We start from the raw sequence: 20,727 nt of genomic DNA on the forward strand, positions 1-20,727 counted from the left end.
ATTGGGCGCGCTTGCCTCAGTCTTTTTACAGATGCGCGCCGAGGAAGGTCAGCGTGCGGCCGTGCGCGAGCGCCGATGCCTTCGCATTGAATGACGCGCGGTCGCCGCAGTTGAAGCCGTGATCGGCCTGCGCGTACACGTACAACTCCGAATCCTTGCGGCCCGCGAACTTCTGGCGCACGGCGTCGACCGCGTCGGCGGGAATGTGCGCGTCGAGCTCGCCGTAGTGGAATTGCATCGGCACCTTGACCTGATCGGCCTTGTCGAGCGCGTTCTGAATGCCGCCGCCGTAGTAGGCGACCGCCACATCCACCGAACCTTCAGCCGCCGCGAGATACGCGAGCCGGCCGCCGAAGCAATAGCCGATCGCCGCAACCTTGCCTGACACTTCGGGCAGCGCGCGCAATGCTTTCGCCGCCGCGCCGACGTCGGCGACCGCGGCATCGAGCTTGGTCTTTTGCAGCAGTTCCATCGCCTTTTCGCGATCCGCGCCTTCGTAACCCAGCTCGACGCGCGGCTGCGTGCGCCAGAAGACATCGGGTGCGAGGGCGATGTAGCCATCGGCGGCGTATTGATCGGCGACGCTGCGGATGTGGCCGTTCACGCCAAAGATCTCCTGCAGAATGATCACGGCGGGTCCGGTGCCCGCCTTGGGCAGCGCGAGATAGCCCTGGAAGCTGCCGCCATCGGCCGGAATGTCGATCCAGCGGGAAGTCGTGGAAACGGTCACGTCGGTACTCCTAGTGTGGGTGAGAACGAGAGGCGTGTGAGTGTGACAGCTTTCCCTTTCAGTCGCCCTGAACGCGCCTGTGGTTGTCTGGCACGTCCTTTGACGCGCGGAAGGTTTTTAGAGGCGCCGATCTAAACGAAAGCTCAAAACAGCCGCTAAAAAACAGGCTAATCATGCCGATGGGCAGAGATTATCGGCGCGCGTCCGGCGGACTTGAACGACAGTCAAACCTTTGCGCGCCAATGTCGCGGAAACCCGCATGTACAGGGCGTCTTCGCGCAAACGCCACCACAAGCGGCGGCGCATCGCAACTGGCCGCTAATTGGTAGTGACACCAGTATCTTAAAAAACTTCCCTAAATTAATTTGACAACCCTACACTTGCGCGCAGTGCGGATGGCGGCCGCCACGAACGGCCTGCCGGAAGGACTTGCCAAGTGCATGACGATGCATCCGGCGTGGTCGTCCACGGGACTGAGCGATCGTGATGAAAGACGGGGCACAGGGCGATTACGTTGTTTTTGGGACCGAAACTGGAGACTTACATGAACACCAAGCTTCACAAACTGTTGCCGATCAGCGCCGCAGCCGTGCTCTTCGCTACGTTGGCAACGTCCGCAGCAGCCGACCAGGTCGTCAAGATCGGTCACGTCGCTCCCCTGACGGGCGGCATTGCTCACCTGGGCAAGGATAACGAAAACGGCGCGCGGCTCGCAGTCGAAGAGATCAACGCGAAGGGTCTGACGATCAACGGTCAGAAGGTCACGCTCGAACTCGACGCGCAGGACGACGCGGCCGACCCGCGTACCGCCACGCAGGTTGCACAGAAGCTCGTCGACGACAAGGTCGTGGGCGTCGTCGGTCACCTGAACTCCGGTACGTCGATCCCGGCTTCGAAGATTTACAGCGACGCGGGCATCGTCCAGATTTCCCCGTCGGCGACGAACCCGACCTACACGCAGCAAGGCTTCAAGACGACGTACCGCGTCGTTGCGACCGATGCGCAGCAAGGTCCGGCGCTCGCCAACTACGCCGCGAAGAACCTGAAGGTGAAGAGCGTCGCCGTGGTCGACGACTCGACCGCTTACGGCCAGGGTCTCGCGAACGAGTTCGAGAAGACCGCCAAGTCGCTCGGCCTGAAGGTCATCTCGCACGACGCGACGAACGACAAGGCTGTCGACTTCCGCGCGATTCTGACGAAGATCAAGGGTGAGAACCCCGACGCCGTGATGTACGGCGGCATGGACGCAACCGGCGGCCCGTTCGCGAAGCAAGCCAAGCAGCTCGGCCTGCGCGCGAAGGTTCTCGCAGGCGACGGCGTCTGTACCGAAAAGCTGTCGGACCTGGCCGGCGACGCGACCGACAACGTCGTGTGCTCGGAAGCGGGCATGGCGCTCGAGAAGATGGACGGCGGCAAGCAGTTCGCGGAGAAGTTCCAGAAGCGCTTCGGCCAGCCGATCCAGATCTACGCGCCGTTCACGTATGACGCGGTGTACATCATCGTCGACGCGATGAAGCGTGCGAACTCGACCGATCCGGCGAAGATCGTCGCCGCAATGCCGAACACGGACTACAAGGGCGTGATCGGCGAGACGACCTTCGACTCGAAGGGCGATCTGAAGCACGGCGTGATCTCGCTGTACAACTACAAGGGCGGCAAGAAGACGCTGCTCGACGTCGTGAAGATGTAAGTTCCTTCGGGCTTTCCGAAGTCCAGAGAAGCGCGCGGTTCCGAAAGGGCCGCGCGCTTTTTCATATCTTCCAGCGCCTGAGAATGCGCGGCCCGATGATCGTGATGATGAAGCAGCACGCGGCAACGACGCACAGGCCGATCGGCAGATTGCTGATCTGCGCGACGCCGCCGATCAGCACCGGCCCGAGCAGCAAACCGAAGTACGCGAGGCCCGCGACCTGCGCGAGCCCTTCCGCGGGCGTGACGCCTTCGACGCGCGCCGCGGCCGCGAACAGCACCGGCATCATGTTCGCGAGACCGAGGCCCATCAGCGTGAAGCCGGTCATCGTGACGATGGCGTTGGGCAGCAGCAGCGCCATCACCATGCCGATGAACGCCAGCCCCGCGCTGCCGAAGACCAGTTGCGGCGCACCGAAGCGCGCGCGCACCGCGTCGCCGCCGAAGCGTCCGGCCGCCATGCCGCCCGAGAACGCGGCGTAGGCGGCGCTCGACACCGACGGCGTGGCCTCGACGACATCGCGCATATAGACGGTGGCCCAGTCGTACATCGCGCCTTCCGCGATCAGCGCGACGAGCGCGAGTCCGCCGAGCGCCCACAGCGCGCCCGAACGCCAGCGATTCGACGACGACGCCTTCGCGTGTTCATCGTGATGCGGCACGTGCGGCAGCACCGCGGGCATCGATACGAGCAGCACGAGCAGGCTCGCGCCTGACGCCAGCGCGAGATGCGCAGCGGGCGCGAGTCCGTGCGCGAGCAACGCGCCACCGACCGCCGCGCCCGCCATGCCGCCGATGCTGAACATGCCGTGCAGCGACGACATGATCGGCTGCCCCAGCGCCTGCTCGACGGCGCTGGCTTCGGCGTTCATCGCGACATCGAGCGTCGCCATGCCGAAGCCGAAAATGGCGAGCACGACGAGCAGCATCCAGTAATAGGGCGTGACGAGAATCAGCGAGCCGCAGAGCATCATCGTGATGCCGCCCGCCATGCATGCGGTGCGCGTGCCGGCGCGCGCGATCCACGATCCGGCGGTGAGCATCGCGAAGATCGAACCGCCCGCGACCGCGAGCAGCGCGAACGAGAGCATGCCGGGGCTGAGCGCGAACTTGTCGCGCACGGTCGGCACGTGCACGCCCCACGACGCGTACATCATGCCCGCGATGAAAAAGACGGCCATCGTCGAATAGCGTGCGCGTACGCGCGTGATGCGCGGAAGACTTCGATGAAGTGCGAGCGTCGGATTGGATTCGCAGGCGGCGGAGGCAGTGGTCGAATCGGACACGAAGAAACCGTTCTTTGAAGTTGCGCGGGATGCGAGGGCGACCGGACATGTTGCCATCGGACGCGAAGGCTTTCGATTCTATCGAACGGCCAGGCGACACGCTCGGACCTGCTGCATTACCATCGGTCGACCATTTACGAACGCACGAGACCCGGATGAATATTTCGTCGCAAGCGCCGCTTCATTTGCTGCATCGCGTCTCCGAAGGCACGCTCGCCACGCATTCGCGCGAGCCGCGCGGCTTTCCGTATCCGACGGCGCTGCCGTTCGCACCGACCGCGCGCCATGTGCCGATGTTGCTCATCAGCCATCTCGCGGAACACACGCGCAATCTTCACGCCGATGCGCGCGCCGGGTTTCTCGTCGCGCATGCGGCGGACGGCGGCGTGCTGGAAGGCCAGCGCCTGACGATGCTCGGCAGCTTCGCGCCCGCGGCGCCGGAAGAGGGCGGCGAACTCGCGCAGCGCTATTTGCGCTATCACCCGGATGCGGCGCGCTATCTCGAACTCGGCGATTTTTCTTTCTGGGTGATGTCGCTGGAACGCATGCGATATATCGGCGGATTCGGCGCAATGGGATGGCTCGGCGGCGACGAACTGGATTCGCTGCCGCCGCTTTCGGCAGAGGACGAGTCAACGCTTTGCAAATATTTCGATGCTTACCCCGGCCGTCCGCAAAATCTCGGATTATTGGGGATAGACCGATACGGCTGCGATTTGCTGCTTGCCGGCATCCGCAATCGTTTTACTTTCGATTACCCGAAACTGACGAACGACGAATTGATGGCGGCGCTGACCGATTGTTTTGAGCGGCACGGCGGCATTTGACGCGGGAAAATCCGTGACGTTGGGTCCCGATTTTTGCCGATGGAGGCCGGAGTTGCCATCGCATGAAACTTTTCCGACTTGCCTTATTGCCTTGCTTTCATCCGATGCGACGTCGGCGCCGATCACTCGCTGAAAGCCTCTCTTTTGGCACGGATCGAGGCCATCGCGAAACTTCTGAGCTTTCGGAAATTGTTACGAAGAAATTTGCTAAAACCTTTATTAAGTGGCGATTCGCACATGCCGCATTAATGGGAACTGTGTTAATCTGCGTGCCAGTCCGAGGCTATACTGATAACTGAAAGCGAGCGCGTCGATTCGCAAGTCAGCAAACCACTAAGGGAATTGCCATGCCTTCATACAAGGAACTCCTCGCCCAACGCGAGTCTCTCGAACGCCAGATTGAAGAAGCGAAGTCGCGTGAATACGCCGAAGTGCTTAATGAGATCAAGCAGAAAATGGCGGATTATGGCATCACGCTTCAGGAACTGGCTGGCGGCCGAAGTGCGAAAGGCGCGAAGGCTGCACGTAGCCGTTCCGGCGTAGCGCCGAAGTATCGTGATCCGGAAAGCGGCAGCACGTGGTCGGGTCGCGGCAAGCCGCCGAAGTGGATCGCTGGGCAAGATCGGGATAATTTTCTGATCGGCAAGTAAGTTTGGGCCGTAAGCATGCATTAAAAAGCCGCGTTTCAGACGCGGCTTTTTATTTGGTGCCACCCATGAAAGCGGGTCGGAGGGGCCGTGCCCGCCAGACACCGTACGTCTAAGTCGATACGTCGCTTATTGACTAATAAATCGCGACGGCGAGCCCAAAAAATTACACGTCGCTTTCGATCATCCATGCTGGCGAAAAAGCGGGATGCCGCCGCCGTGAATGACCGAACGAGCGTCGTGTTCCAATCGCGTGCTTATCGCGACATGAAGCGTCACGATTTTTCATACGTTCACACACGTTTATTGCAGACGCCGTTCTCTCGCGACGGCAACTGAGACGATCGCCTTCATGAAAAACGGCGGTATCGTTTTTCTTCGGTGGATTGCTGTTTAGGGTCTGTCACGGAACACGGTCGGTTGTTGGCACTCAATCGCCAACCTTCAGAATATTGTGCCGGGAAAAGGCCGACGCCTTCCGCATTAACGGATTCCGGCGGGATTCTCGGATTTGTCGCCTTGCCGAAGCCGCTCTTGCGGCTTTTGAATGGCGAAGAACCTGCGTGCTATTTCGCGAACACCGGGATTCACGTCACGCGAATGTCCGGTCTCGCGCCGCAACGCGAGACCGAAACGTGTGATCGATAACGCACTAAACGCCGTTCATTAGAGCGGCAATTGCGTGTCGAATTTGATTTCGCGAAGCACGACGCTCGTTCGCACCTGCGCGACGGCAGGAATCTTAAAAATGCGATCGTGGAGAAACGCGTCGTAAGCCTTGATATCCGGCGCGACGATCTTGAGGATGTAATCGGATTCACCGGTCGTGCTGTAGCACTCGGTCACTTCCGGGCAGGTGGCGATCTCGCGTTCGAACTGCTCGACGCCGCCTTCCGTATGCCGTGTCAAATGGATATGCGCGAGTGCGCAGACATGAAGGCCGAGCTTTTCGCGGTCGAGCAATGCGGTATAGCGCTGAATGACGCCCGATTGCTCCATGTCCTTGATGCGACGCCAGCATGGCGTGCTCGACAAACCGACCTGATCGGAGATTTCCTGAACGGAGCGCCGCGCGTCCAGTTGGAGGAGACGCAAGATTTTTTGTGAGAATGTATCGAGAGTCAACTGCGCCTCCGTTCGGTCGCGATTTGACTCTTATAGTAGAGGCGCCGGAAAAGGAACGCAATGCAAATACGCCTGCACTGAGGGAGTTTCCCTAACTCACTGCCCTCACGGCGCGTTTTTACCTTCGGTATCGCCGTCGGATTCCTTCGATATCTCGGCCAGTTTCGCCTGCGAGGTGCGCAGGTCCGCGAGCATGTTGCAAAAGAGCGCGCCTTGCTCGATCGCGTCGTCCAGCGCGACGTGCGTGTGCGGCAACTCATCGAACCAATGTTTCGGCAGACGCGGTTTGATTGCCTTGCGATAGGGCAGGCCGGTCATGGCGAAGGCGAGCGTCTTGATGTCGAGCGCCGACCACGAGAACGGGCAGCGCTCGGCGAAACGCATCATGTACCAGAACATATAGGTGAAGTCGAAACCCGCCGGGTACGCGACGAACACCGGCTTGCCGGGCAGCGCCTCCACCCATTCGACATAAGCCGGCAGCGCGATCTCCGGCTTTTGCAGATCCTTGCGGCATGCAGCCCACGCCTCGGGCTGGGTTTTCCACCACGCGGCTTGAACCGGATGCGGCGCCGCGCCCTCGAGCGTTTCGAGATTTGCCGAGAAGGTGGCGATGAGCTGCTTGTCGGCGGTGAAGGCCGCGGAGGCGAAGCTCAGCATCGAATGCGGGCCGGGAATCGGGCCGTCCGCTTCGACGTCCGTGCTGACGTAGATTTCGGGAATCGCGTTCACGCGGCTACTCCATCGCGCACGAACGGGTTGGAGCGCCGCTCCTCGCCGAATGTCGATGCTGGACCGTGGCCGGGGACGAACGTGATGTCGTCGCCTAACGGCCAGAGCTTTTCGCGAATCGAGCGGATCAGTTCCGCGTGATTGCCGCGCGGGAAATCGGTGCGGCCGATCGAGCCCGCGAACAGCACATCGCCGACGAAAGCGAGCTTGTGCGCCCGGCTGAAGAACACGACGTGGCCCGGCGTGTGACCGGGGCAGAAATAGACTTCCATCGATTCGTCGCCGAACTGCACAGTGTCGCCGTCGACGAGCCAGCGCTCCGGCGTGAACGCCTCGGCATTGGAGAAACCGAAGCGCTGAGTCTGCGCGGGAAGCTGGTCGATCCAGAACGCATCTTCCCGATGTGGTCCTTCTATTTGTATACCGTAGTGGTCCGCGAGCGCCTTGGCGCCGCCGCAATGATCGAGATGGCCGTGCGTCAGAAGAATCTTGTCGACGGTCACGCCCTGACGCTCGACCTCCGCGATGATGCGCTCGATGTCGCCGCCTGGATCAACAACGGCGGCGCGTTGCGTCGTCTCGCAGATCACGATCGAGCAGTTCTGCTGAAAGGGCGTCACGGGAACGAGAATGACTTTCATATGACTGACGTCGGTACACGCAGGCCTGTAAAAACGTTCATTGTACCGGTGCCGCAACGTACGCGACGGCGGCGCGACGGACGCCCAAAAGGCGCCAAAAACCGGCAATTCTTACGGTCATAGCGAAAATCAATGACGATTCATTAGGTTGGGCGAGTTCAACCCCGGTTTTTTTGTATAATGGCACTACTTGTGCATGGAGCTAACCATGCCGTCAATAGGCGAGTGCGGAAACGCTTGTGCGTTTTTACAATCGCTGTCAGTACGCTGTTGGGGGCCAAAAGCCCTGCAATTGCAACTCAAGCACCTCCAGTAGGTGCACACGTCTTGTCCGGCCAGACGCCGCGCGTCTGTCAGATGGCCCTTGCAGCCGTCACGCCGGATGGGGCCTACGCCGCCGTTCCTGCGCTCATCGAGTTTTTCCAGCGCACGAATGTGATGCCACGTTCGATGGCGGCTTGTGGGGTCTGGTCAGGCTGCCGGGGACAGGTTGCGCCAGACGTGAACAATAACCGGGCGTGTGCGGCACGAGTGCGCCGCATCCGAGCAAAGTTTCGCCGTTCGCTTGACCGAGCGGCGTTGTGCTTTGCGCGGCAAAGCCTCGAGCAGCCTTGCGCGCGCCGACCAGCGCAGCGCGGCCGCTCCTTTATCGTTGATACACGTCTATGAAAGCTCGATTTATTCGACATGTCGGGAGCCTGCTAGCAGTTGGCGTGCTGGCTGGTTGCGCCGCGCCGGGTTCGGGCGATGTCGCATCCAATCCTCAGAGGGCAAACTCTCTCAGCACGGCGGGTGCCCGCTCGCCGGCTCCGCTCGCCTTCGATTCGCACCTCTCCGCCGTCCCGGCGGACAAGCCGGCTCAACCGGCCCAGTCGCTCTCCGACGCCGAGCCGATCACGACCGGTCCGGACGCCAGCAGCTTCGAGCAGAAGGGCAAGGCGTCGTGGTACGGCCGCATGTTCCACGGCCGCAAGACCGCGAGCGGCGAGAAGTTCAACATGAACGCGATGACCGCGGCGCACCGCACGCTGCCGCTCGCATCGTGGGTTCGCGTGACGAACGAGTCCAACCACAAGACGGTGGTCGTGAAGATCAACGACCGCGGTCCTTATGTGCGCGGACGCGTGATCGATCTGTCGTACGCGGCCGCGGCGGTGCTCGGCATGCGCGGCGCCGGCACGCAGAAGGTGAAGATCGAGGGTCTGACGCAGCAGGAAGCGCGTGCGGCGCGCGAAGAGCAGGCTCAGGCGCTCGCCGACGACAGCGTGAACTGATCCGCCTCGCTCTACGCAGAACCAAGACGGGCCGTCTCGCGACGGCCCGTTTTTTCATTCTTTCTCGCTTTCGTCGCGCTTCGAAAGTTTGAGCGCGCGTTCGTACAGCGCGTTGCGCGACGCGCCCGTCAATGTCGCGGCGATGCGCGCCGCACTCTTCACCGACAACTCTTCCAGCAGCGTCGCGAGCAGCGCGTCGTGGGCGTCGTCGGCGTCTTCTGTTTCGTGCGCGCCTTCCACCACCAGCACGAATTCTCCGCGCTGACGATTCGCATCGGCTTCGAGCCACGTTGGCCCTTCGGCCAGGGTGCAGCGATGCAGGCTCTCATGTAATTTCGTCAGCTCACGGGCGATCAGCATTTGCCGCTCGCCGCCCAACGCCTCGCCGAGCGCGCGCGTCGTTTCGACGATGCGATGCGGCGCCTCGTAGAACACGAGCGCCATCGGATGACTGGCGAGCGTGCGCAGTCGCGTGGCGCGCTGCTTCGCCTTCGTGGGCAGAAAGCCGACGAACGAGAAGCCGCTTACCCACGCGCCCGCCGCGCTCAACGCGGTCGTGAGCGCGCTCGCGCCCGGCAGCGGAATGACCGGCAGCCCGGCCTCGCGCACGGCGTCGACGAGACGCGCGCCCGGATCGGAAATGCCCGGCGTGCCGGCGTCGGAAACGCACGCGATGCGCTCGCCGTTGCGCAGATGCTCAATGACGCGTTCGGCGGCGCTGCGCTCGTTGTGCTCGTGCACGGCGATCGACGGCTTCGAGATGCCGTAGCGCGCGAGCAGTTGCGCGGTGTTGCGCGTGTCTTCGGCGGCGATGCGATCCGCGAGCGCGAGCACGTGCAGCGCGCGCACGGTGATGTCGGCGGTGTTGCCGATGGGCGTCGCGACGACATACAGCGCACCCGTCGGATAGTGCTGCCCAGCGGCGAGTTCGGAGATCTGAAGCATGAGCGCGGGCGTCGGAGGAAAGGACGTCATTTTGCCACGCGCTGTTCGCCCGGTTCGTCGACAACTTTTATGGAGGAGCCGTGTCCAAAACGCTCGGCGATGTTTTCGAGTCGCACGCGCTTGAGTTTTTGCGGCGGCGGCGCATGCGCCTCGTCGCGCGCAACGTGACGTGTCGCGGCGGCGAGATCGATCTCGTGATGATCGATGAGCACGGCGCGCTCGTGTTCGTCGAAGTTCGCGCGAGAAGGAACAGGCGTTATGCGAATGCGGCCGCGAGCGTCGATGTACGCAAGCGCGCGCGCCTCGTGCTCGCCGCGCAGCATTTTCTCGCGGCATGGCGCGGCGCGGTGCCCGCGTGCCGCTTCGATGTCGTCGCGTTCGATGCGGGCCGCATCCACTGGCTGCCCGATGCGTTTCGCGCCGACGAAGCCTGAGCGCGGTTCATCGCATGATGCATGCGGTAAACTGCGCAACAACCGACGCGTTGAGCGTTCAAGCCACATACCGCGCACGTCGCGGCCGATGATCGAGAGTCGATGTCAGTCGAACGTATCCAACAGCACTTCCGCGACAGCGCGGCACTCCAACTCGAAGCACTCGACGCGCTGACGGTTCCGATCGCGGCCGCCGTCGATACGCTCTTCGGCGCGCTCGCCAACGGCAACAAGATTCTCGTGTGCGGCAACGGCGGCTCGGCGGCCGACGCGCAACGCTTCGCCGCGCTCCTGATCGGCCGCTTCGAGCGCGAGCGTCCGGGATTGCCGGCCATCGCGCTCACGACCGATACGTCGATACTCACGGCAATCGGCAACGACTATGCGTTCGAGCAGATCTTCTCGAACCAGGTGCGCGCGCTCGGCCAGTCGGGCGATGTGCTGCTCGCGATCAGTACATCGGGCAACTCGGTGAACGTGCTCGCGGCGATTCAGGAAGCGCACGAGCGCGAGATGATCGTGATCGCGCTGTCGGGCAAGGGCGGCGGCGCGATGTCCGACGTGCTCGCCGAAACCGATATTCACATCAGCGTGCCGTCCGATCGAACGGCGCGCATTCAGGAAGTCCATCTGCTGACCATTCATTGTCTGTGCGACGGCATCGATGCGATGCTGCTCGGCGACGACTGAAACTGAAAGGGGGAACGGAGTTGATGAAGAAGACACGCGTCAAGGCGACGCTGGCCCAAGCCACGCTCGTGGTGAGCATGTTGTCGGGAGTCGCATTGACGTTGCAGGGCTGCGCGCTCGCAGTCGTCGGCGCGGCGGCTGGCGGCACGTTGATTGCCACGGATCGCCGCACGCTCGGTGCGCAGACCGAAGACCGCGAGATTCAGGTGAAGGCGCTGTCGCGGATCAACGAGAACGTGCCCGATACGGCGCATGTCAACGTGACGGTGTTCAACCGGCGCGTGCTGCTGACGGGTGAAGTACCCGACGATGCATCAAAGGCGAAGGCCGAAGCGGTCGTGCGCGACATCAACAATGTCGGCAGCATCGTCAACGAACTGTCGGTTCAGGGCGCGAGCTCGATTTCGTCGCGCGCCAACGACTCGTATCTCGAAGGCCGCGTGAAGACTGCGATGGTCGGCGAGAAGGATCTGCGCGCGAACTTCTACAAGGTGGTGTGCGAGCGCAGCGTCATCTATCTGATGGGTCTCGTCACGCCGGACGAAGGCGCGCACGGCGCCGACGTGGCCGCGCGCGTGCCGGGCGTCGAACAGGTCGTGAAGGTGTTCCAGTACATCAAGCCCGAGGAAGCGCAGGCGCTGGAAGCGGCGGCTGCCTCCGGCGCGAGCGCGGCGAGTGCGCCGGCGCCGGCAGAAGCGACGGTCGGCACGATCCCGGATTCGGGCGTGACGTCGCGTCCGCTGGATACGCAGTCGCCTGCGCCCGTGAAGAATTCGGATGTTCATCCGGGCAGTGCCAAACCGGCTTCGACGGTCAAATGAGCATGGTGCGTTCGATTGTCGGCGCGGTGATCATCGCCGCGTCTTTGGGTGTGGCTGCGGCGGAGCAGCCGGGGGCATCGGGTTCATCCGCTTCATCCGCGAATGCGATGGCGATCGCGCGCGGCAATGCATGCATGGGCTGTCACGCGGTGGATCGCAAGCTCGTGGGGCCATCTTTTCAGCAGATCGCCGAGAAATACAAGGGCGATGCGCAGGCGAACGCAAAGCTCGCGACGAAGGTGAAGAACGGCGGCGCGGGCTTGTGGGGCTCAATTCCGATGCCGTCGCACCCGAAGATGAACGATGCGGATATCAAGGCCGTCGTGTCGTGGATTCTGGCGGGGGCGCCGCAGAAGTGAGTGTTGACCGAAGTCGTCTGAGGGCTTGCCTGATGGCGAAATTGCTGTGGTAGAATTTTGTTTCGTTGGGGGGGTAGCTCAGCTGGGAGAGCGTCGCGTTCGCAATGCGAAGGTCGGGAGTTCGATCCTCCTCCTCTCCACCACGAATTCAAAGGGCCTGGCCAAACGCCAGGCCCTTTTTCATTTCCCCTTCCGCCGCCTCCCCACGACCCCGCGCTAAACTAACCATCACATCGAACGAGACCGAGAAAGCGACCGATATGCCGTTCAAGATCCGCGAAATCGATCATGTCGTGATCCGCTGCGCCGATCTCGACAACATGGTGAATTTCTATCGCACCGTGCTCGCTTGTCCGGTCGAAAAAGAACAGCGCGACCTCGGCCTCGTGCAGATGCGCGCGGGCCGTTCGCTGATCGATCTGCTGGCCATCGGCGCGAAGATCGATCGGCCGGAAAGCGGTCAGCCCGGCGCGGGACGCAACATGGATCACCTGTGCGTGCGCGTCGAGCCGTTCGATGCCGGTGCCCTACGCGCGCATCTTGAACATCATGGCGCGCGCATCGGCGACGAGGCGCGTCGATATGGCGCCGAAGGTTTCGGACCGTCGCTCTATTTCTTCGATCCGGAAGGCAACATGATCGAGCTCAAAGGGCCGCCCGACGCCTAAGCTTCACGCCGCGTCGGCCTTCAGCACGTTCCAGCGAATCGCGACAGCGTCGGCCGTCTCGCTTCCCAGCGATACATCGCCGTCCTGCACCATCATTTGCAGACGCATCGTCCGTTCGGCCAGCTTGCCGAGCGCTTCGGCGACGCCATCCGCGAGCGACCAGACCGTCACGTTCTGCAACCGCTCGACCTTGCTCTTCACGCCGTTCCACCAGATGTCCGCAGTCCTGCCCGCATACGCGATCACGATCACATGATCCGAGCGGCCGCTCGCCTTCGAAATGCGCCGCTCGTCCGGCTGGCCGACCTCGATCCACGTCTCGATCTGCCCGGTGAGATCCTTTTGCCAGAGATCGGGCTCGTCGGTATCGGAGAGGCCCTTGCAGAACTCGAGACGCTCATCGGCGAACATGCCGAACGCGGCGACGCGCACCATCATCCGTTCGTCGGTCTCCGACGGATGGCGCGCAATGGTCAGGGAATGATCGCCGTAGTAATGGCGATCCATGTCGGCAATTTGCAGGTCTGCCTTGTAGATCGTGGACTTGAGAGCCATTCAGAATGGGACGCCGGTTCTCCGGCGGCCGAAAAGGATTGTCGAAATGGCGCGATCGATCGCGCACTAAACCGACATTGTGCGGTGTTTCGATGGAAATGTGAAAGACCAAAAGGCACGCGCGATCACATCACATGTGGCCGCGGTGGAATGGACCAATGAATATATTCCGTAGATAAATCCTCGATCCGGCCCGATTCAAAAATCGCGCCGGATTGTCGATTTAGCCGGTAGTGCAGAAACGCCTTATTGATCGATGAATCGATCCGCAGTCCACATGCCTTGCGTATCGCTATTCAAGGCGTTGACGAATTCCACATCATGCCCGACGACGCGAATCACACGAAAATGCGATTCGACCGGCGTCGAAATACATTCGAATCCCTCGAAAAACTGCTGCATCTTCTGATGCTCGCCGGCTTTCGCGTGCTGGTCGGCCGAATCGAACTTGTCCTTGGACAAGCAGCCATACGAATTGGGCCTGAAAGTGAACGTCTGCTGAGGCTGAATAACGCTGTCCTGGGCTTGCGCTGCTGAAACCACTGCGAACAAACCCATCATCGCGAAGAGAGCACCGGCGCGTTGCTTCATGTAATAGCCTCCAAACGAAACCGTTTCGAAATTAGCTATGTATTTAAAAGCGGATGACCGCAAAACTCATGCTAGTTGAGTGAAGCAAGTTTGCAAGCATATGTTGTGTGCGGCTGCAACAAGTCAGAATGTCGCAGGGGTTTTAAATGAATCGCGGAGTGCGCGGATTAACTAAAAATCTCCAAATGACGCGTCAAGATAAATGAAAGCTCGCGCTTTCAGCGACGAAGCCGCGACAATTTGCCTCTGCTCGACGTTTGGTGCGCCGCATTAGGCGAGCGCGAGGCGAAGCCAACAAACCTGCGACAGGGCGCGTCGCCGCGCGTCAAGCTGGCTGAACGGCCTATTGCAAGCGCCGGGCGTTCATGGATAAATCGACCCATCGAACCAAGGAGACCCAGCATGACCCTCGCTCAATGGCTGCCGTTCGCGATTGCGTCGGCGATTCTCGTCGCGATTCCCGGCCCGACCGTGCTGCTCGTCGTGTCCTACGCGCTCGGCCACGGCCGCAAGTACGCGTTTGCGACAACCATCGGCGTTGCGCTCGGCGACCTCACCGCAATGACCGCGTCGATGCTCGGACTCGGCGTGCTGCTGGCGGCATCGGCTGAATTGTTCATGGTGGTGAAGTGGATCGGCGCGGCGTATCTCGTGTACCTCGGCATCAAGCTGTGGCGCGCGCCCGTCGTCGATACGGACGCCGTGCAACCGACCGGCGAACTGCGCACGAGCCGCATCATGGCGCACGCCTACGCCGTCACGACGCTGAACCCGAAAAGCATCATTTTCTTCGTCGCGTTCGTTCCGCAATTCGTCGATCCGCACGCGGCAAGCGTGTCGCAAATCGCGATTCTCGAAGCCACTTTCGTCGGACTGGCGGCCGCCAACGCGTTTGCGTACGCGCTGCTCGCGTCCGGCGCGCGCAAGGCAATTCGCAAGCCGTCCGTTCAACGCGCGGTGAATCGCACGGGCGGCGCGCTGCTCATGAGCGCGGGCATCTTCGCGGCGGCGTGGAAGAAGGCGGCATGAGTCAGCACGACGACTGGACCGCGAGCGCGCGCCGCGTGTATTTCTGCCTGCTCGACGACTGGAACCGGCAGGACGCGCCCGCCTTGGCGGCGCGCTTCGCGGAGCGCGGCAGCCTGGTCGGTTTCGATGGCAGCGCGATCGATGGGCGCGCCTGCATCGAGGCGCATCTTCAGCCGATCTTCGCGCAGCATCCGACGCCACGTTTCGTCGGGAAGGTGCGCGAGGTGAGGCGCATGGCAAACGGGCAGACGCTGCTGCTGCGAGCCGTCGTGGGCATGTGGCCGCGCGGCGCGACGGAACTTGAGCCCAGTCTGAACGCCATTCAGACGATGGTGCTGTCGCTCTGCGACGGCGTGTATCGGATCGAGATGTTCCAGAACACGCCCGCCGCGTTTCACGGTCGTCCCGAGGAAAGCGAGAAGCTCACCGCCGAGTTGCGCGAGCTTGGCAAACCGGCGGGCGCGTAGGTTCGTTCGTGTTCACTTGCCGATGCAAAACCGGCTGAAGATCACGCCCAGCAGGTCATCGGACGTGAATTCGCCCGTGATCGCGTTGAGATTGTCCTGCGCGAGCCGCAGTTCTTCCGCGAAAAGATCGAGCACTTGCGAGTGTTGATCGGCATGTTGAGCGGCGAGCGCGAGATGATCGCGCGCCTCGCGCAGCGCGATCAGATGACGTTCACGCGCGAGATACACGCTCTCCGCGCCGGCTTGCCAGCCGGCGATCTTCAGCAGTTCATCGCGCAGCAACGCGATGCCATCGCCGGTTTTCGCGGAAAGATTCACTTCGCGCGCGCGGCCTTCGGCGTCGCACGCGGCGGCTGGCGTCCCCGCCAGATCCGTCTTGTTCATCACCCGCACGACAGGCACGCCGGCCGGAAAGCGCGCCGCGATCGCCTGATCTTCAGGCGTGACGCCCTCGCGTGCATCGAGCAGATGCAGGACGACATCGGCGCGCTCGATCTCGCCCCATGTACGCTCGATGCCGATGCGCTCCACTTCGTCCTGCGTCTCGCGCAGCCCGGCCGTATCGATGATATGTAGCGGAATGCCTTCGACCTGGATCGTCTGCGCGACCTTGTCGCGAGTCGTTCCGGCGATTGGCGTGACGATCGCGAGTTCCGCGCCCGCGAGCGCATTCAACAGCGATGACTTGCCGACGTTCGGCTGACCCGCAAGCACCACCGACAAGCCCTCGCGCAACAGCGCGCCTTGACGCGCGTCCGCGAGCACCGTGTCCAGCCGCTCGCGGATGCGTGCGAGTTTGCCGCGCGCATCGGCTGCTTCGAGAAAGTCGATTTCTTCCTCGGGAAAATCCAGCGTCGCCTCGACGAGCATGCGCAACGTGATCACGTCCTCCACCAACGCGTGAATTTCGCGGGAGAACGCGCCTTCCAGCGAACGTCCGGCCGAACGCGCGGCGGCTTCCGTGCTCGCTTCGATCAGATCGGCGACGGCTTCCGCCTGCGCGAGATCGAGCTTGTCGTTGAGAAACGCGCGGCGCGTGAATTCGCCCGGCTCGGCGAGCCGCAGCCCGAAATCGCGACCGGCTTCGATCGCGCGCTGCAGGACGAGCTGCAGCACGATCGGACCGCCGTGCCCCTGCAACTCCAGCACGTGTTCGCCGGTGTAGGAGTTCGGCGCGGGGAAATACAGCCCGATGCCGCGGTCGAGCGCTTCGCCGTTGCCGTCGATGAACGGCACGTAGCTGGCGTGACGCGGCGCGAGCGCCTGTCCGCACAGCGCGTGCATCGCCTTGTGCGCGGCGGCTTCACCCGCACGACCGAACGACAGACGCACGACGCCGATTCCGCCGCGCCCGGGCGCGGTGGCGATTGCGACGATCGGATCGGTGTCGTTGGTCAGCATGTCTGTCGGGCGATGGGGTGGGTTTCGGAGTGCGGGCATTGTATCGCGGCGTCTGAATCGGGCCGTTCAGCATCAACTGCAAAAGACCGCTCGCGTTATCTTTTTTGAGATAGAAAAATACATCACGACGAACTTCGAAAGTTTCCGGAATCGCGATGCTCGGAGCCCTCTATGGCGGGTGCAATGGCTAAAATACGTTGCCTTTAAGCAATCAAATTGGTCACTTAATCAAGATAAAGGTGCGCTGCAGTGCGCCAAATATAACTCAAATGGTTGACTGCGAAGCAGCGATTGCCTCGCACAATCCCGCCCATGCCTACACCACAAGAAAAGGCCGATTTCTCCGAGCGGCTCAAATTCTCGATGACCCGCGCGCCTGAAAAGATGCGCGGAGCGACTGATCTCGCATTGCACTTCAACCTGCGCTACCAAGGGGAGTCTGTTTCACCGCAGACGGCGCACAAGTGGCTTACCGCGCGATCAATTCCCACCGTCGACAAGCTGAAGACCCTTGCCGACTGGTTCAAGGTCGATCAGCACTGGCTGCACTACGGGCCGCCGCCGAGCGGCAATCCGCAGGTGACGCCGAAGCCGCTCGCACGCGACGAGCAATATCCCGCGTCCGAGGAGACGCTCGAACTGGCGACGAAAATCGAAGCGCTGTCGCCGCATCATCGGTATTTGCTCGAGGAACTGGTCGAGCAGTTCTATGGGTCGATGAAGCGGTGATCGTCGCAAATCGTCGATTTGAGCAAATGTTGCAATCCGCCTGGATAGAAATATCCGGGTTCGTTGATGGGCGCGTCACCATGATTGGCGGGCCGTCGTGCGAAGCGGCCCCCGATTTTTCAGATGCGTTGGAAAACGGACTCGATCGCTGACGCTCGTTCCGAAGCGCAGCCCTCAAAACAAAAACGCCCGGCCAAAGCCGGGCGTTTCCATATCCAAACCAGCAGCAGCGCTTACGCCGGCTTCTTCTTGCTCTTTCCCATCATGCGCGTGATGTAGTACTGCTGCGCGATCGACAGTACGTTGTTCACCACGTAGTACAGCACGAGACCAGCCGGGAAGAAGAAGAACATGACCGAGAACGCGATCGGCATGAACATCATCATCTTCGCCTGGACGGGGTCCGGCGGCGTCGGGTTGAGCTTGGTCTGCACGAACATCGAGACGGCCATTAGCACCGGCAGGATGAAGTACGGATCTTGTTGCGACAGATCGTGGATCCAGAGAATCCACGGCGCGCCGCGCATTTCCACCGACGACAGCAGCACCCAATACAGCGAGATAAACACCGGAATCTGCACCACGACCGGCAGACAGCCGCCGAACGGATTCACTTTCTCCGTCTTGTACAGCGACATGAGCTCGGCGTTCATCTTCTGCGGATCGCTCTTGAAGCGCTCGCGGATCTGCTGCATGCGCGGCGTGATTTCCTTCATGCGCGCCATCGACTTGTAGCTCGCCGCCGACAGCGGGAAGAACACCGCCTTGATGAGCAGCGTGAGCAGCACGATCGCCCAGCCCCAGTTGCCGACGAACCCGTGGATCTTCTCCAGCAGCCAGAAGAGCGGCTTGGCGATGATCGTCACCATGCCGTAGTCCTTCACCAGCTCCAGACCCGGCGCGATGCCTTCGAGCATGCGCTCTTCTTCCGGGCCGGCGAAAAGACGCGCATCGACGTTCACGGTCTGTCCCGGCGCGATCGTCTGCGCGGGCAGCGTCATGCCGACGCGATACAGATCCGGATCGATCTTCTGCACGTAGATGTCGCGCTTCACGCCCTGCTGCGGAATCCACGCGGACGCGAAGTAGTGCTGCACCATCGCGACCCAGCCGTTATCCGACGACGGCTCGAACGTTGCCTTGTTCTTGTCGATGTCGGAGAAATCGATCTTCTGGAAGTGCTTCTGCTCCGTGTAGACCGCCGGCCCGATGAACGTGTGCGAGAAACGCGGCGTCTCGACCGGCGTGTTGTCGCGCACGAGCTCCATGTAGAGCTTCGGCGTGACCGGCGCGGTGCCGACGTTCTCGATCTTCGTATCGACGTTGATCACATAGCTGCCGCGCGTGAACGTGTAGGTCTTGATGACCTTCACGCCACCCTTCACCGGCGATTCGAACGCGATCTTCAGCGTCTTTTCATCGCCCGTCAGCGACGTCTGGCCGGGAACCGGCGTGAAGATGTCGTTGTGGTTCGGGAAGTCGCCGCCGAGCAGGCCCGTGCGCGCGAGATACGTGTGATTCGCGGTGTGATCGAACAGCGTGATGTAGAGGTTCGGCTGCTTGCCGTCGCCTTCCTTCATCAGCGCGAGCTTCGAAAGCGTGCCGCCGCGCGTGTCGATTTCACCGGAGTACACGTCCGTCGTGAACTTGACGAGCTGCGATTGCGTCGTGGCGGGCGGCGTCGTCGTGCCGGGTGCGGCCGTGCCGGCCGGTGCGTTCGGCAGTTCGGACGGCTGTGCGCCGGATGCGGCCGAGCCCGGTGCCGGGTTGCTGGCGGTCTTCGCCGGTTGCGTCGCGCTCGGGAAGAACATCGACGGGCGCCCGTGGTCGCGCTGCCAGTTGTCGAACAGCAGGACAACTGACACGAAGAAGATGACCCATAGGACGGTGCGTTTGATATCCATGCGTTGTCTCAGTGTCGATCGGAAAGCGCTTCAGCGCCGTTTAGTGTTGAAAGCGTGTCTTGCCCGGGGCTTGTAGCGTCCGCGCTCGATTCTTGTGCGTTGGGAGGCGGCACGAGGTCGACGCCGCCGGCCGAAAAAGGATGGCAGCGGCACAGCCGCTTCACGGCCAGATACGAGCCGTGCGCGGCGCCATGATACTGGATTGCTTCGCGCGCGTAGTCGGAACAGGAAGGATAAAAGCGGCAGCGATTGCCGAGCAGAGGGCTCACAGCAAGCTTGTAGAAACGCAACAACGCGATGAGTGCCGTTTGCATAAGCTTCGCGCCGCGCGCCGGATTCGCCGTGGAAGGCAAAGTCTGGCGCGATCCGCGCTTCATGACCCTGACGGGCCGGATGTTTCGTCGACGGCGGGCGCCTCGGGCGGCGCCGCCACGGTTTCGGCCCTGCGGCGCGCGGCTTCGCGCACGGCACGGTCGAACAATGCTTCCAGCTCGCTGCCGACGAGCGCCCGAAGCGGCGGGGAACTCGCGCTCGGCATCGCCTTGCGGTCGATCTTCGCGTGCAGACGCACGAGAATGTCGAATCCGTCCAGTTGCGCGCGGCGCAACCGGAACGCGTCGCGCGCAAGCCGTTTGATCAGATTGCGCGTGACGGCGCGCGGCGCCTGCTTTTTGCCGATCACCAGCCCGAGCCGCGCTTCCTTTCCGGACGGCTTGCCGTACAGAACGAAATGCGGCGAACGGCGCCAGGGGCGCAAACGAAAAACGGATGAGAACTCATCCGTTTTCAGCAGCCTTGCGGCCTTGGGGAACGCAGCCTGCGCCGGCAACTGAACGATGTCCTGTTTCAAGACTTCTGTGCGGCGCGTGAGCGGCTCGCCGTCGAGTGCAGCATCCAACCGCGAGCGAACACTCGGCAGACTTAGACTGCCAGGCGCTTGCGGCCCTTCGCGCGGCGAGCGTTGATGACCTTGCGGCCGCCAGCGGTCTTCATGCGAACGCGGAAGCCGTGGGTGCGCTTGCGACGGGTAACGGAAGGTTGGTAAGTACGTTTCATGGTGCTCTCACTTGAGTTGATTGACCGCGCGGACTAAGGCTCCAGTGTGGTCACTGCAAGCGCGATGGCCGGAGGTTCAGGAATTCTGTTTTCGCGGAACCCGCTATTTAAACCGTTTTCCTATTGA

Annotated in this window: 25 protein-coding genes and 1 tRNA gene; 13 read left to right on the plus strand and 13 right to left on the minus strand. The window is 62.0% G+C overall.

Annotated elements, in window-relative coordinates:
- Positions 1 to 25: 25 nt before the first annotated feature.
- On the minus strand, positions 26 to 730 hold the full coding sequence (locus tag AWB76_RS03145) for a dienelactone hydrolase family protein (RefSeq protein ID WP_061158675.1): 705 nt from the start codon (positions 728 to 730) through the stop codon (positions 26 to 28).
- A 544-nt stretch (positions 731 to 1,274) separates the two neighbouring features.
- Between AWB76_RS03145 and AWB76_RS03150 the strand changes: the two genes are divergently transcribed.
- Complete coding sequence (locus AWB76_RS03150) at positions 1,275 to 2,420, plus strand: branched-chain amino acid ABC transporter substrate-binding protein (RefSeq protein ID WP_008352302.1); 1,146 nt, start codon at positions 1,275 to 1,277, stop codon at positions 2,418 to 2,420.
- Positions 2,421 to 2,481: 61 nt separating this feature from the next.
- Here AWB76_RS03150 and AWB76_RS03155 read toward each other — a convergent pair whose 3' ends face one another.
- Entirely contained in the window at positions 2,482 to 3,705 is a 1,224-nt protein-coding gene (locus AWB76_RS03155; RefSeq protein WP_061158989.1) for an MFS transporter, read from the minus strand.
- Positions 3,706 to 3,860: 155 nt separating this feature from the next.
- On the opposite strand from AWB76_RS03155, the gene AWB76_RS03160 reads away from it, so the two are divergent.
- Together AWB76_RS03160 and AWB76_RS03165 are read left to right on the plus strand one after the other, a co-directional pair.
- On the plus strand, positions 3,861 to 4,532 hold the full coding sequence (locus AWB76_RS03160) for a HugZ family pyridoxamine 5'-phosphate oxidase (protein WP_061158676.1): 672 nt from the start codon (positions 3,861 to 3,863) through the stop codon (positions 4,530 to 4,532).
- A 347-nt stretch (positions 4,533 to 4,879) separates the two neighbouring features.
- Positions 4,880 to 5,182, plus strand: coding sequence for an H-NS histone family protein (locus tag AWB76_RS03165; protein ID WP_061158677.1), 303 nt, complete (start codon positions 4,880 to 4,882; stop codon positions 5,180 to 5,182).
- A 663-nt stretch (positions 5,183 to 5,845) separates the two neighbouring features.
- Here AWB76_RS03165 and AWB76_RS03170 read toward each other — a convergent pair.
- The 3 genes from AWB76_RS03170 to AWB76_RS03180 form a co-directional block, all read right to left on the minus strand.
- Positions 5,846 to 6,304, minus strand: a complete 459-nt coding sequence (locus AWB76_RS03170) for an Lrp/AsnC family transcriptional regulator (RefSeq protein ID WP_008352298.1) — start codon at positions 6,302 to 6,304, stop codon at positions 5,846 to 5,848.
- Between the two features lie 105 nt (positions 6,305 to 6,409).
- Positions 6,410 to 7,036, minus strand: a complete 627-nt coding sequence (locus AWB76_RS03175; RefSeq protein ID WP_061158678.1) for a 3'-5' exonuclease family protein — start codon at positions 7,034 to 7,036, stop codon at positions 6,410 to 6,412.
- A complete protein-coding gene (locus tag AWB76_RS03180) occupies positions 7,033 to 7,677 on the minus strand; it encodes an MBL fold metallo-hydrolase (RefSeq protein WP_061158679.1) in 645 nt (214 codons plus the stop codon). The genes AWB76_RS03175 and AWB76_RS03180 overlap by 4 nt, the downstream gene beginning before the upstream one ends.
- A 665-nt stretch (positions 7,678 to 8,342) precedes the next feature.
- On the opposite strand from AWB76_RS03180, the gene AWB76_RS03185 reads away from it, so the two are divergent.
- The gene (locus tag AWB76_RS03185; RefSeq protein ID WP_061158680.1) at positions 8,343 to 8,951 is read left to right on the plus strand and encodes a septal ring lytic transglycosylase RlpA family protein; all 609 of its coding nucleotides are present in this window, start codon (positions 8,343 to 8,345) and stop codon (positions 8,949 to 8,951) included.
- 54 nt (positions 8,952 to 9,005) lie between these two features.
- Here AWB76_RS03185 and rsmI read toward each other — a convergent pair whose 3' ends face one another.
- Positions 9,006 to 9,896 (minus strand): 16S rRNA (cytidine(1402)-2'-O)-methyltransferase, encoded by an 891-nt coding sequence (gene rsmI, locus AWB76_RS03190; RefSeq protein ID WP_061158990.1) that lies wholly within the window; start codon positions 9,894 to 9,896, stop codon positions 9,006 to 9,008.
- Positions 9,897 to 9,937: 41 nt separating this feature from the next.
- On the opposite strand from rsmI, the gene AWB76_RS03195 reads away from it, so the two are divergent.
- The 6 genes from AWB76_RS03195 to AWB76_RS03220 all read left to right on the plus strand — a co-directional run bounded on the left by AWB76_RS03195 (position 9,938) and on the right by AWB76_RS03220 (position 12,868).
- On the plus strand, positions 9,938 to 10,330 hold the full coding sequence (locus tag AWB76_RS03195; RefSeq protein ID WP_082864344.1) for a YraN family protein: 393 nt from the start codon (positions 9,938 to 9,940) through the stop codon (positions 10,328 to 10,330).
- Positions 10,331 to 10,432: 102 nt separating this feature from the next.
- On the plus strand, positions 10,433 to 11,020 hold the full coding sequence (locus AWB76_RS03200) for a phosphoheptose isomerase (protein WP_061158682.1): 588 nt from the start codon (positions 10,433 to 10,435) through the stop codon (positions 11,018 to 11,020).
- Between the two features lie 23 nt (positions 11,021 to 11,043).
- Positions 11,044 to 11,841, plus strand: a complete 798-nt coding sequence (locus tag AWB76_RS03205; protein WP_061158683.1) for a BON domain-containing protein — start codon at positions 11,044 to 11,046, stop codon at positions 11,839 to 11,841.
- Positions 11,838 to 12,200, plus strand: coding sequence for a c-type cytochrome (locus AWB76_RS03210; RefSeq protein ID WP_061158684.1), 363 nt, complete (start codon positions 11,838 to 11,840; stop codon positions 12,198 to 12,200). Before AWB76_RS03205 ends, AWB76_RS03210 begins: the two co-directional genes overlap by 4 nt.
- A gap of 67 nt (positions 12,201 to 12,267) precedes the next feature.
- A tRNA-Ala gene (locus tag AWB76_RS03215) sits at positions 12,268 to 12,343 on the plus strand.
- Positions 12,344 to 12,460: 117 nt separating this feature from the next.
- A complete protein-coding gene (locus AWB76_RS03220) occupies positions 12,461 to 12,868 on the plus strand; it encodes a VOC family protein (protein ID WP_061158685.1) in 408 nt (135 codons plus the stop codon).
- A gap of 3 nt (positions 12,869 to 12,871) precedes the next feature.
- Here the strand turns inward: AWB76_RS03220 and AWB76_RS03225 are convergent, their stop codons facing one another.
- Complete coding sequence (locus tag AWB76_RS03225) at positions 12,872 to 13,423, minus strand: YaeQ family protein (protein ID WP_061158686.1); 552 nt, start codon at positions 13,421 to 13,423, stop codon at positions 12,872 to 12,874.
- A gap of 246 nt (positions 13,424 to 13,669) precedes the next feature.
- Positions 13,670 to 14,014: a surface attachment protein Sap1 gene (sap1, locus tag AWB76_RS03230; protein ID WP_061158687.1), complete on the minus strand. Its 345-nt coding sequence runs from the start codon at positions 14,012 to 14,014 to the stop codon at positions 13,670 to 13,672.
- 402 nt (positions 14,015 to 14,416) lie between these two features.
- On the opposite strand from sap1, the gene AWB76_RS03235 reads away from it, so the two are divergent.
- Positions 14,417 to 15,043 (plus strand): LysE family translocator, encoded by a 627-nt coding sequence (locus tag AWB76_RS03235; protein ID WP_061158688.1) that lies wholly within the window; start codon positions 14,417 to 14,419, stop codon positions 15,041 to 15,043.
- On the plus strand, positions 15,040 to 15,510 hold the full coding sequence (locus AWB76_RS03240) for an SgcJ/EcaC family oxidoreductase (RefSeq protein WP_061158991.1): 471 nt from the start codon (positions 15,040 to 15,042) through the stop codon (positions 15,508 to 15,510). The genes AWB76_RS03235 and AWB76_RS03240 overlap by 4 nt, the downstream gene beginning before the upstream one ends.
- A gap of 12 nt (positions 15,511 to 15,522) precedes the next feature.
- Here the strand turns inward: AWB76_RS03240 and mnmE are convergent, their stop codons facing one another.
- A complete protein-coding gene (mnmE, locus tag AWB76_RS03245) occupies positions 15,523 to 16,911 on the minus strand; it encodes a tRNA uridine-5-carboxymethylaminomethyl(34) synthesis GTPase MnmE (RefSeq protein WP_061158689.1) in 1,389 nt (462 codons plus the stop codon).
- Between the two features lie 312 nt (positions 16,912 to 17,223).
- On the opposite strand from mnmE, the gene AWB76_RS03250 reads away from it, so the two are divergent.
- Positions 17,224 to 17,640 (plus strand): hypothetical protein, encoded by a 417-nt coding sequence (locus AWB76_RS03250; RefSeq protein WP_061158690.1) that lies wholly within the window; start codon positions 17,224 to 17,226, stop codon positions 17,638 to 17,640.
- 233 nt (positions 17,641 to 17,873) lie between these two features.
- Here the strand turns inward: AWB76_RS03250 and yidC are convergent, their stop codons facing one another.
- The 4 genes from yidC to rpmH form a co-directional block, all read right to left on the minus strand.
- Complete coding sequence (gene yidC, locus AWB76_RS03255; RefSeq protein WP_061158691.1) at positions 17,874 to 19,544, minus strand: membrane protein insertase YidC; 1,671 nt, start codon at positions 19,542 to 19,544, stop codon at positions 17,874 to 17,876.
- An 8-nt stretch (positions 19,545 to 19,552) separates the two neighbouring features.
- Entirely contained in the window at positions 19,553 to 19,858 is a 306-nt protein-coding gene (yidD, locus tag AWB76_RS03260; RefSeq protein WP_061158992.1) for a membrane protein insertion efficiency factor YidD, read from the minus strand.
- A gap of 59 nt (positions 19,859 to 19,917) precedes the next feature.
- Positions 19,918 to 20,394 carry a ribonuclease P protein component gene (rnpA, locus tag AWB76_RS03265; RefSeq protein WP_061158993.1) on the minus strand — a complete coding sequence of 159 codons (477 nt, stop codon included), beginning with the start codon at positions 20,392 to 20,394 and terminating at the stop codon, positions 19,918 to 19,920.
- Positions 20,395 to 20,465: 71 nt separating this feature from the next.
- Positions 20,466 to 20,600 carry a 50S ribosomal protein L34 gene (gene rpmH / locus AWB76_RS38870; RefSeq protein WP_006998755.1) on the minus strand — a complete coding sequence of 45 codons (135 nt, stop codon included), beginning with the start codon at positions 20,598 to 20,600 and terminating at the stop codon, positions 20,466 to 20,468.
- Positions 20,601 to 20,727 lie beyond the last annotated feature (127 nt).

It is taken from the genome of Caballeronia temeraria (assembly GCF_001544795.2).
GTDB classification, from domain to species: domain Bacteria; phylum Pseudomonadota; class Gammaproteobacteria; order Burkholderiales; family Burkholderiaceae; genus Caballeronia; species Caballeronia temeraria.

What these genes read in the sequence shown, in the direction of transcription:
- yidD (WP_061158992.1), bottom strand. Translation starts at nt 19,858, where the DNA reads ATGCAAACGGCACTCATCGCGTTGTTGCGTTTCTACAAGCTTGCTGTG.
- AWB76_RS03235 (WP_061158688.1), top strand. Translation starts at nt 14,417, where the DNA reads ATGACCCTCGCTCAATGGCTGCCGTTCGCGATTGCGTCGGCGATTCTC.
- AWB76_RS03200 (WP_061158682.1), top strand. Translation starts at nt 10,433, where the DNA reads ATGTCAGTCGAACGTATCCAACAGCACTTCCGCGACAGCGCGGCACTC.
- AWB76_RS03205 (WP_061158683.1), top strand. Translation starts at nt 11,044, where the DNA reads ATGAAGAAGACACGCGTCAAGGCGACGCTGGCCCAAGCCACGCTCGTG.
- AWB76_RS03185 (WP_061158680.1), top strand. Translation starts at nt 8,343, where the DNA reads ATGAAAGCTCGATTTATTCGACATGTCGGGAGCCTGCTAGCAGTTGGC.
- yidC (WP_061158691.1), bottom strand. Translation starts at nt 19,544, where the DNA reads ATGGATATCAAACGCACCGTCCTATGGGTCATCTTCTTCGTGTCAGTT.
- sap1 (WP_061158687.1), bottom strand. Translation starts at nt 14,014, where the DNA reads ATGAAGCAACGCGCCGGTGCTCTCTTCGCGATGATGGGTTTGTTCGCA.
- AWB76_RS03220 (WP_061158685.1), top strand. Translation starts at nt 12,461, where the DNA reads ATGCCGTTCAAGATCCGCGAAATCGATCATGTCGTGATCCGCTGCGCC.
- rsmI (WP_061158990.1), bottom strand. Translation starts at nt 9,896, where the DNA reads ATGCTTCAGATCTCCGAACTCGCCGCTGGGCAGCACTATCCGACGGGT.
- AWB76_RS03165 (WP_061158677.1), top strand. Translation starts at nt 4,880, where the DNA reads ATGCCTTCATACAAGGAACTCCTCGCCCAACGCGAGTCTCTCGAACGC.
- rpmH (WP_006998755.1), bottom strand. Translation starts at nt 20,600, where the DNA reads ATGAAACGTACTTACCAACCTTCCGTTACCCGTCGCAAGCGCACCCAC.
- AWB76_RS03210 (WP_061158684.1), top strand. Translation starts at nt 11,838, where the DNA reads ATGAGCATGGTGCGTTCGATTGTCGGCGCGGTGATCATCGCCGCGTCT.
- AWB76_RS03150 (WP_008352302.1), top strand. Translation starts at nt 1,275, where the DNA reads ATGAACACCAAGCTTCACAAACTGTTGCCGATCAGCGCCGCAGCCGTG.
- AWB76_RS03225 (WP_061158686.1), bottom strand. Translation starts at nt 13,423, where the DNA reads ATGGCTCTCAAGTCCACGATCTACAAGGCAGACCTGCAAATTGCCGAC.
- mnmE (WP_061158689.1), bottom strand. Translation starts at nt 16,911, where the DNA reads ATGCTGACCAACGACACCGATCCGATCGTCGCAATCGCCACCGCGCCC.
- AWB76_RS03160 (WP_061158676.1), top strand. Translation starts at nt 3,861, where the DNA reads ATGAATATTTCGTCGCAAGCGCCGCTTCATTTGCTGCATCGCGTCTCC.
- AWB76_RS03180 (WP_061158679.1), bottom strand. Translation starts at nt 7,677, where the DNA reads ATGAAAGTCATTCTCGTTCCCGTGACGCCCTTTCAGCAGAACTGCTCG.
- AWB76_RS03250 (WP_061158690.1), top strand. Translation starts at nt 17,224, where the DNA reads ATGCCTACACCACAAGAAAAGGCCGATTTCTCCGAGCGGCTCAAATTC.
- AWB76_RS03240 (WP_061158991.1), top strand. Translation starts at nt 15,040, where the DNA reads ATGAGTCAGCACGACGACTGGACCGCGAGCGCGCGCCGCGTGTATTTC.